Origin of the sequence: Cellulosimicrobium cellulans (genome assembly GCF_042723955.1) — a bacterium.
GTDB classification, from domain to species: Bacteria; Actinomycetota; Actinomycetes; order Actinomycetales; family Cellulomonadaceae; genus Cellulosimicrobium; species Cellulosimicrobium cellulans_H.
Genome location: NZ_JBHXIC010000127.1, coordinates 1 through 8,588 on the forward strand (window position 1 = coordinate 1; position 8,588 = coordinate 8,588).

Here is an 8,588-nt window from a genome sequence, read left to right on the forward strand (position 1 = left end):
GAACGAGCGGCGGATGGTAGACGCGGCACCACCACCCACCCCGCCCACCCCACCCAGCCACACGCCATCGAACCCAAGAACCACGGTTCTACCTCGCGCAACCACGGTTCTACCTCGCGCCACCACGGTTCTCCCTCGCGCAACCACGGTTCTACCTCGCTCGGCCAGGGTTCTATCTCGCGTGACCGGGGTTCTACCTCGCGCGGCCGGCGTCTCTACCTCGGCGGGGTGGCGGACTCGATCGCGGTGCGGAGGCCGTCGGGGGTGACGCGGCCGCGGTAGCGGACGCCGTTGACGAACAGTGTCGGGGTGCCCTGGACGCCCGCCGCGAGGGCGTCGGCGTAGTCGCGCTGCACGGGCGCGGCGTGCTGCTGCGCCGCGTCCCCCACGACGGACGTGCCGTCGAGGCCGAGCTCCTCGGCGCGGTCGGCCAGGCCGGCCTCGCCGAGCTGGTCCTGGTGCTCGAACAGCGCGGCCTGCATCTCCCAGAACCTCCCCTGCGCCGCGGCGGCCTCGACCGCGAGCGCCGCGGAGAGCGCGTGGGGGTGGATCTCGAAGAGCGGGAAGTGCCGGAACACGAGGCGCACCCGCCCGACTGACGCCTCGACGACCTGCCGCAGCACCGGCGCGGCGGCGGCGCAGTACGGGCACTCGAGGTCGCCGAACTCGACGATCGTCACGGGCGCGTCCGGGTTGCCGAGCACGTGCGCGTCGGCGGGGACGAGCTGGTCGGCCGGGATCGGTGCTGCGGTCTGCTCGCTCACGCCGCCCAGCATGGCACGGGGTCGGCGCGTCGCACCCGGCGAGCGGACGACGTCGTCCCCCGCAGCGGTGCCGACCTCGCGGGGCGTCCGCCTGCGGGCCGTCGTCGACCGTGCGCGGCCGCTCGTTCCGTCACGCGAGGACCAGCGGTCGGTCCTCCCGGATGCCGCCGGGGATCGGCTCGACGAGGTGCTCCAGGCCGGGCCCGGCGCTCTCGCGCCACCACGTGACGTTCCGGGCGTGGCGCGCGTACTCGGAGGCCGGATCCGCGGTGAGGTACGCCGCCGTCTGGGCGAGGTACACGGCGTCGACGGTGTCGGGCGGGGTAGGCACGCCGGCGAGGACGCGCCGGTCGCCGCGGAAGCGCGGGCGCGGGTGCATGCGCTTGAGGAGGTTGAGCGCGCCGAAGAGCAGGCCGGGCCGGAACCGGCACACGAACTCGTCCTCGTGGTGGAGCTGCGCGAACAGCCGGTCCTCGTCGAACGACAGCCCGCGGCCGATGGCCTCGCCGACCATCCACAGGAGCGCGGTGTCGGAGAGCGCCCGTGCGCGCGCGCCGCCACCGACGTCGCTGTGCCCGCCGGGGAACCAGACCTGCTTGACCCGGGAGGCCATCGAGACGGGCACGTCCCAGAGGCACGGCTCGAACGTGATGCGGCGGTCGTCGATCGCGAGGGCCTGGCGGGCGCACTCGACGTCGGTCGACAGGCGCAGGTCGTGGAAGCGGCTGCGACGCCGGGACAGCCCGGGGACCCCGAGCGCGCCGACGGTGTCGAACACCCCGAGGAACGCGACGGGGACGTGGTCGTGACAGTGCTCGGCGCGGAAGGCGGCCGCCTGCTCCGCCCGCTGGGAGGCGTCGCGCACGCGGTAGATCCGCTCGGCGTCGCACAAGTGGTCGCGCGCGAGGGAGTCCTGGGTGAGCAGCCCGACGGTCGCGACCATGCCGACGATGCTCCGGGCCGTGTACGCGCCGCGGCTGAACCCGAACACGTAGATCTCGTCGCCGGGCTCGTAGTTGAGCGCGAGGTGGCGGTACCCGGCGACGACGTTGCGCGTCAGCCCGTACCCGAACGCCCCGCCGAGCAGGCGGTCGACGAAGTAGCCCTGCGCCCCGACGCCCTCGACGGAGAACACCATCTGCTGCACGCCGTCCGGTCCGATGCCGGTGCGGACCGAGCGCGCGATCTTCTCGATGTTCGACACGCTCGCGTTCACCGGCGAGTTCCACGTGCCGTCGCAGCACAGCACCAGCCGCTTCATGATCCTCTCCCCACCTCGCCCCGGCACCGTCGCCGGGGACACCATCTGGGGAGGGGCCGGCGGGGTTCGTGATACTTCGGTGAGCGTCTCCCCGCTCACCCGCCGAACGGTCCGGAGGGCAGCTGCCGGTGGCGTAGGTTCTGGCGGTGTGACCGTCACGAACGCCCCCTCCTCCACCGAACCCTCGGGCTACCCGACCGGGCGGGAGCGGCGGCACGCCCGGGGGACGCGCCGGCACCGCGGCGTGTGGGTCGCGGTCGTCGTGACGCTGGCGCTCCTCCTCGGGGCCGCCGGCGGCGGGCTGGTCTGGTACCGGGGGTCGACGTACGACGACCTGGCCGCGCAGACCACCACGGCGCAGGCCCTGCTCACGACGTCCGACGGGAAGGTCGCCGACCCCGCCGTCCGGGACGACCTGACGGTCGAGGTCGACGACGCGCGCGCCCTCCTCGGGGCGTCCTTCCTCGACCGGATGACGACCGGCACGACGGGCGCGACCGAGTCGCTGGAGCAGGCGTCGCAGGCCGTGCACGTCTCGATGCTGGACCACGCGCGTGCCGAGGTCGAGGCGGCCCGCACGAGCCTGGCGCCCGTCCAGGACCAGGGCGAGAAGATCTACGCCGCGACGGAGGGCCTGGGCGCCGACGAGGCGGTGCGCACGCGGCTCCGGGAGGCGCTCGACGCGGCCGCGACGACGTCGGAGACGGCCGGGAGCGGTGCGTCCGCCGACGACCTCGCCGCGCTGGAGCAGGCCGTGCTCGACCTCGACACGAGCCTGGCGACCGTCGCCACGTCCACGGAGGAGATGTCGACCGCGCAGGACGCCGTCTCCTGCCCCGCGCCGGACCAGGTGTGGGACCCCGACGGCGGACGCGTGCCCGACTCCGCCTTGGCCGCGATCCCGTGGTCGCCGTCGGACCGGGTGCGCGCCGACGTGCTCGACGGGCTCGTCGCCCTCGACGCGGCCTACGTCGAGCGGTTCGGCGTGCACCTGACGATCAACTCCTCGTACCGCACGTACGAGGAGCAGGCGGGCCTCTACGACCCGTCGTCGCCGATCGCCGCCCCGCCCGGCTGCTCGAACCACGGCCTGGGCTTCGCCGTCGACCTGGGCGGCGGCGTGCAGGCGTTCGGCACCCCGCAGTACGAGTGGCTCAAGCAGAACGCCGAGACCTACGGCTGGACGCACCCCGACTTCGCCGAGCCCGACGGGCGCGTGCCCGAGCCGTGGCACTGGGAGTCGGTGCTGGCCCGCGCGGACGACTGAGCCGCCCGCCGGGAGTCAGGGCACCGACGACGCCCCCGGGCCCGCGTCCTGGTCGACGTCCACCCGGGTGACGTGCCCTGGCGTCGGGCCGTCGCGCAACCACGCCACGAGCCGGTCGACCGCGCTCCGGGGCCCGGTGGCGACCACCTCGACGGTGCCGTCGCGGCGGTTCGTCGCGACCCCGTCGAGCCCCAGCGCGACGAGCCGCTCGCGCGTCGCCCACCGGAAGCCGACGCCCTGCACGCGCCCGTGCACGACGACCCGCAGGGCGACGGGTGCGCCCGGAGCCCCCGTCACTGGTGCACGTGCGCCGGGACGCCCGTCGACGACTCGATGTCCGACTCGGCGTCGTCGAGCAGCCTGTCCGCGAGCCGCCGCAGCGCGCGCCCGACGGCGATCTCGTCGCCGATGAGCGGGACGTCCAGGTCGTGCGGGTCGCGCCGCGCTCGCCCGACCGTCCGCAGGTGCTCCGGCGTCTCCGCGACGAGCACGGCCTCCGCCGTCGTGCGGCCCTCCGACTCGACGACGCTGACCTGCACGCGCCACACCTTCGTGGTGTCGGTCCCGCCGCTGCTCTCCGCCCCCGGCACGTGCTCGACGTAGCTGTCCGACCCCGGGTAGACGAGCGTGCGCTCGCCCGTGTCCGCCCACTCCACGAGGTACGGGGGCGACCCGTCCTCGTGCCGCAGCTCGACCACCACCCCGTCGCGCACCGCTCCGCCGACGACCCCCGAGGCGGTCACGATCCTGTCCCCGACCGATGCCCTCATGGCTCCTCCTCGTGCCGCACCGCTCTTCCATCATGCGACCGCCGCGTGCGCCGTGCACCCCCGGGCCGGGCGCGGCTACGCGTCGAGCTGGGCCCGCAGCGCGTCCGGGTCGTGCGCCGGGAGCCGGCACACGAAGTCCGCGCACAGGTAGGCGCCCGGGCCGCGACCGGCGAGCAGCCCGACGCCGTCGACCGCGAGCGCCGCCGCGTCACCGGGCGTCGCGCCGAGCAGCAGGCCGTCCGGGTGGTACCAGTCGCGCGCGACCTCCCGGAACGCCTCACGCAGGTCCGGGTCGGCCACGAGCACGAACTGGTGGGGCGGCTCGGCGAGCCCGACGGCGACGCGGAGCACCCCGGCCGCGCCGAGCGGGTGCTCGCTCGCCGTCGGAGACGTGGCGACGTGCGCGCGGGCGGCGTCGCGGTACCGCGGCTCGCCCGTCGCGAGGTGGGCCAGCAGCGCCGCCCGCGCGGCCGCCGTCGTGCCGGACGGGACGGCACCCTCCGACGCGTCCGCCGCGGCACCGGCCGCGAGCCCGAGGTCGGTGAGCACGGGGTCGGTGCCCTGCGGGGGCCGCAGCTCGCCGTTCGCGCCGACGGTCGCGTCGACGAGGCGCAGGCCCTCGCGCACGTACCGAGCCTCTCCCGTCAGGCCGCCGAGCACGAGGAGCGCGGTCGCGAAGCCGCCGTGGTCCTCGAGCGTCGCGACGGCGTCCGAGACGACGCCGCCCTCCGAGGCCCGCACGAGCGTCCCGTCGGCCCGCACGTGCGTGGCGAGCAGCCGGTCGGCGGCGGCGCGCGCGGCGTCCGTGAGGTCGGGCAGGCCGAGGTGGTGGCCGGCCCGGGCGAGCGCCTCGATCGCGAGGCCGTTCCACCCGGTGAGGACCTTGGTGTCGAGCCGGGGCGGCTCCTGACGCGCGCGCTCGGCGGGCGGGAGCAGGTAGTAGCCGCCCTCGACGCGCTCGCCGTCGACGACAGACTCCGAGTCCTGCGCGCTCGCGAACGCGCCGTCGGCGAGGCGCAGGACGCGCAGCAGGAAGCGGCCGACGTCGGCCCCGACCCGCGCGGCGCCCTCGCCCGGGTCCGCGGTCCCGGGAGCCTGCGCGGGCGTGCGCAGCGAGCCGTCCACCGGACCGGTGCGCCGCAGCACGGCGAGCGTCGTCGCCGCGGAGAGGAGCTGGGCGTTGTCGTAGAGCATCCGCTCGTAGTGCGGCTCCGACCAGTCGGGCCGGGTCGCGTAGCGGAAGAACCCGCCGTCGACGTCGCGCAGCGGGCTCGCCGCCATGGCGTCGACCGTGCGCCCGGCCAGGACGAGCGCGCGCCGCGCGACCTCGGGGTCCACGACCGACGACGCGGCCAGGTCGAGCAGGAGCTCGAGGGTCGGCGCGACGGGGAACTTCGGCGCGCCGCCGAACCCGCCGTGCACGCGGTCCTCCGCCGCCTCCAGCCGGTCGACGACGGTCCGCGCATGGTCGGTGAGCCGGCCGACCGGTCCGTCGTCGACCCCGCCGGGAGCGCCTGGCTCGCCGGGAGCCGCGGCCGTCGTCGCCGCGGCGCGGGGGACCCCCGTCCGCCGCCCCGCCGCCGCGTCCCGCAGCGCCGCGCGGATCGCCTCCCCGGTGTCGACCACCTGCTCGCGCCGCTGCTCCCAGGCCTGCGCGACGGCGTCGAGCACGTCCCGGAACGCGGGCCGTCCGGCGACGGGGACCGGCGGCCAGTACGTGCCGGCGTAGAACGGGGCGCCGTCCGGCGTCGTGAACACCGTGAGCGGCCAGCCGAGGTCGGGGGTGAACGCGCTCGCGGCGGCGAGCAGGCTCGCGTCGACGTCGGGGTGCTCCTCGCGGTCGACCTTGACCGCCACGAAGCCGCGCGCGAGCTGCGCGCCGATCGCCGGGTCGGAGAAGCTCTCGCGCGCCATGACGTGGCACCAGTGGCACGTCGCGTACCCGACCGACACCAGGACCGGCACGTCGCGGCGCCGCGCCTCCGAGAACGCCGCGGCGCCCCACGGATACCAGTCGACGGGGTTGTCGGCGTGCTGACGCAGGTACGGGCTCACGGCGTCGGCGAGGCGGTTGACCATGCCGTCCAGCCTGCCAGGTCGGCGCGGCGCTCGCGGGGCGGGACGTCGGAGTTGTCTGCTACGTCCAGGACCGGCGCGCTTGTAACGTTGCGCCCATGCCCGGCCCCGAGCAGTCCGCCCTCGCGGTGGCGACCGACGACGACACCCGCCTGACCACCCAGGCCCCCGCCGACCACGCCGGGCCCGTACCCGCCGCGCCCGACGTCTCCGTCCGACCCGCTGCCGCCCCCGACGCCGAGCCCGGCCCCGCGCCGCTCCCCCGGCGACCCGTCCGCCAGGTGCCGGCGAGCGGCGACCGCCGGGGCCCGTTCACCCTCGGCGAGGTGCTCGGGCACGGCGGGTTCGCGCACGTCTACCGCGCGACGGACGCGGACGGCGGGGAGGTCGCCGTGAAGGTGCTGACCGGCCTCCAGGAGGGCTCCCGCGAGCGCTTCGCGCAGGAGGCCAGGCTGCTGGAGGCCGTGGGTGGGCGTGGCTTCCCCGCGTTCGTGCGCTCGGGCCTCGACGACGACCAGCCGTGGTTCGCGATGGGGCTCGTGCCGGGCACGACGCTGCGCGACCAGGTCCGCGCGTCGGGACCGCTGGACGGCCTGCAGGCGCTGCGGCTGGCCTCGCACGTCGCGGAGGCGCTGCTCGTGCTCCAGGAGCAGCACTGCGTGCACCGCGACCTGAAGCCCGCCAACATCATGGTCGACGGCGACCGCGCGGTCCTCATCGACCTCGGCATCGCCAAGCTGTTCGACACCGCGACGTCCACGCAGCCGGTCGGGACGCTCGCGTACATGGCGCCGGAGCTGTTCGCCCGCCGCGTGCACCCCCGCTCGGACGTGTACGCGCTCGGCCTGCTCCTGATCTTCGCCACCACGGGAGTCGTGCCGGCGGACCTCAACTTCCTCGGTCGCGACCTCGAGGCCGACGACCTCGTGCGGGAGGTGCCGGACGACCTGGTCGGGGTGCCGGCCGGGATGGAGCTGGCCCCGTCCCCGGCCGAGCTGCCCGAGATCGACCCCCACCTGCAGGACCTGATCCTGTCGATGACCCGCTACCAGCCGAACCACCGCCCCGCGCTGGAGAGCGTCGTCGCGGTGCTGCGCGCGCGACTCGCCGGGGAGGTCGCCGACGACACCCTGCTCCTCACGCAGCGGATCGTGGCCGACGGCGCCACCGCGGCCGAGCGGGCGCTCGGACCCGTCGCCGGGCTGGCCGTCGCGACCGGCGCGCCTGTGCGGGCCGAGCGACCGGCGAAGGTCGTGCCGATCGGCTCGACGGTCGCTTCCCCGGTCGGCATGGCCGTCGGCGCCGACGCCGGGAGCGACGCGGCGCGCCCCCGGGAGCCGTGGCACGCCCTGGTCTACGACGCCACGCTGATGAGCGTGCTCGCCGAGGTGCATGGCGACGGGTTCGACGGCGCAGCCGCCGAGGTCATCGCCGACCACGTCGCGAGCATCGGCGCCCACGTCGCCGGGGGCCGGACCCCGGCGGAGCTCAAGGACTGGCTCTGGCGAGCGATGCAGTGGCAGGCCGCGACACCTCCCGCGGGCCACCCCGACACCCTGCGCGGGTGGCGGGCGTTTCGTCGCCCGGCCCACCCCGTGCTCGCGCCGCCGCGGGACGGCCCCGAGCGCGTGGCCCGCGCCGACCGCCTGCGCCGGGACGGACATGCCCCCGTCCCGGCGGCCGGCGCCCGGGACGAGCGTGCCTGGCCGGTACCCGTGCAACGCGTCTCCACGCTGGGCCGCCCGCCGTCGGGGCGGCCCTCGGCCGAGCCGGTCCCCCCTGCGGTCGCGCGGACCCGGGTGCTGGACTCCCCCGATCTCGTCGCCACGCAGGTCGGCCGACCGGTGCCGCCGTCGGTCCCGCCGCGCCGGAGCTCCGTCCAGCACCTCGGCCCGACGCCGCAGCCGGCCTCGAGCCGTCCGCCGTCCGCCCGGCCGCGCATCACCGGGTCGGCGGTCACGAGCACCCCCGCCCGGCAGCCCGGGCAGGACACCTCTGCGCCCCCGCAGCAGGCAACGGCCCCGGCCGCTCCGGCACCTGCCCGGCCCTCCCGGTCGGCCAAGACGTCGGCCGGGGACCGGTCCCGGATCGGGGGCGCGCTCCTGCGCGCGCTGCCGCGCCTGCTCGCGGTCCTGGCGGTCCTGCGCACGCTGTGGCTCGTGCCCGACGGTGCGGCCCGGCAGAGCGAGCCGTTCGTCCCCCTGCCGTCGCAGCTCCTGGAGACCCTCCGCGTCTCGGTCGACATGGCCCCGCTCGTCGACGGACCGGTGCTCGCCCTGGCCGCGCTCGCGGTGGCCGTGGTGCTGCGCGTCGCCGGGCAGCGCACGTGGACGTGGCTGTACGCGCTCCTCGCCTCCGCGTCGGTCGCGGCGACGGTGGCGCTCGTCCTGCGCGGCTGACCGGCTGTCGGGTGGGTCGACGGCGGTCGTGGCGGCACCGCGGGGTGCCGC

The 8,588-nt window shown here is 76.4% G+C and carries 7 protein-coding genes; 2 read left to right on the forward strand and 5 right to left on the reverse strand.

Annotated elements, in window-relative coordinates; genetic code table 11:
• Positions 1–215: 215 nt before the first annotated feature.
• Positions 216–764, reverse strand: coding sequence for a DsbA family protein (locus tag ACFWH7_RS19930; RefSeq protein ID WP_378219219.1), 549 nt, complete (start codon positions 762–764; stop codon positions 216–218).
• A 130-nt stretch (positions 765–894) separates the two neighbouring features.
• Complete coding sequence (locus ACFWH7_RS19935) at positions 895–2,025, reverse strand: DUF2235 domain-containing protein (RefSeq protein ID WP_378219221.1); 1,131 nt, start codon at positions 2,023–2,025, stop codon at positions 895–897.
• A gap of 148 nt (positions 2,026–2,173) precedes the next feature.
• On the opposite strand from ACFWH7_RS19935, the gene ACFWH7_RS19940 reads away from it, so the two are divergent.
• Positions 2,174–3,292: a D-alanyl-D-alanine carboxypeptidase family protein gene (locus tag ACFWH7_RS19940; RefSeq protein WP_378219223.1), complete on the forward strand. Its 1,119-nt coding sequence runs from the start codon at positions 2,174–2,176 to the stop codon at positions 3,290–3,292.
• A 15-nt stretch (positions 3,293–3,307) separates the two neighbouring features.
• Here the strand turns inward: ACFWH7_RS19940 and ACFWH7_RS19945 are convergent, their stop codons facing one another.
• The 3 genes from ACFWH7_RS19945 to ACFWH7_RS19955 all read right to left on the reverse strand — a co-directional run bounded on the left by ACFWH7_RS19945 (position 3,308) and on the right by ACFWH7_RS19955 (position 6,141).
• The gene (locus tag ACFWH7_RS19945) at positions 3,308–3,589 is read right to left on the reverse strand and encodes an acylphosphatase (protein WP_378219225.1); all 282 of its coding nucleotides are present in this window, start codon (positions 3,587–3,589) and stop codon (positions 3,308–3,310) included.
• Positions 3,586–4,062 carry a dsRBD fold-containing protein gene (locus ACFWH7_RS19950; RefSeq protein WP_378219227.1) on the reverse strand — a complete coding sequence of 159 codons (477 nt, stop codon included), beginning with the start codon at positions 4,060–4,062 and terminating at the stop codon, positions 3,586–3,588. The genes ACFWH7_RS19945 and ACFWH7_RS19950 overlap by 4 nt, the downstream gene beginning before the upstream one ends.
• A 75-nt stretch (positions 4,063–4,137) precedes the next feature.
• Positions 4,138–6,141 (reverse strand): thioredoxin domain-containing protein, encoded by a 2,004-nt coding sequence (locus ACFWH7_RS19955; RefSeq protein WP_378219229.1) that lies wholly within the window; start codon positions 6,139–6,141, stop codon positions 4,138–4,140.
• A gap of 95 nt (positions 6,142–6,236) precedes the next feature.
• Here ACFWH7_RS19955 and ACFWH7_RS19960 point away from each other — a divergent pair, with 95 nt between their 5' ends.
• Positions 6,237–8,537 carry a serine/threonine-protein kinase gene (locus ACFWH7_RS19960; RefSeq protein ID WP_378219231.1) on the forward strand — a complete coding sequence of 767 codons (2,301 nt, stop codon included), beginning with the start codon at positions 6,237–6,239 and terminating at the stop codon, positions 8,535–8,537.
• Positions 8,538–8,588 lie beyond the last annotated feature (51 nt).

Bases quoted from the DNA above. Each gene is read 5' to 3' on its own strand.
- ACFWH7_RS19935 (WP_378219221.1), bottom strand. From the start codon at position 2,025: ATGAAGCGGCTGGTGCTGTGCTGCGACGGCACGTGGAACTCGCCGGTG.
- ACFWH7_RS19950 (WP_378219227.1), bottom strand. From the start codon at position 4,062: ATGAGGGCATCGGTCGGGGACAGGATCGTGACCGCCTCGGGGGTCGTC.
- ACFWH7_RS19955 (WP_378219229.1), bottom strand. From the start codon at position 6,141: ATGGTCAACCGCCTCGCCGACGCCGTGAGCCCGTACCTGCGTCAGCAC.
- ACFWH7_RS19960 (WP_378219231.1), top strand. From the start codon at position 6,237: ATGCCCGGCCCCGAGCAGTCCGCCCTCGCGGTGGCGACCGACGACGAC.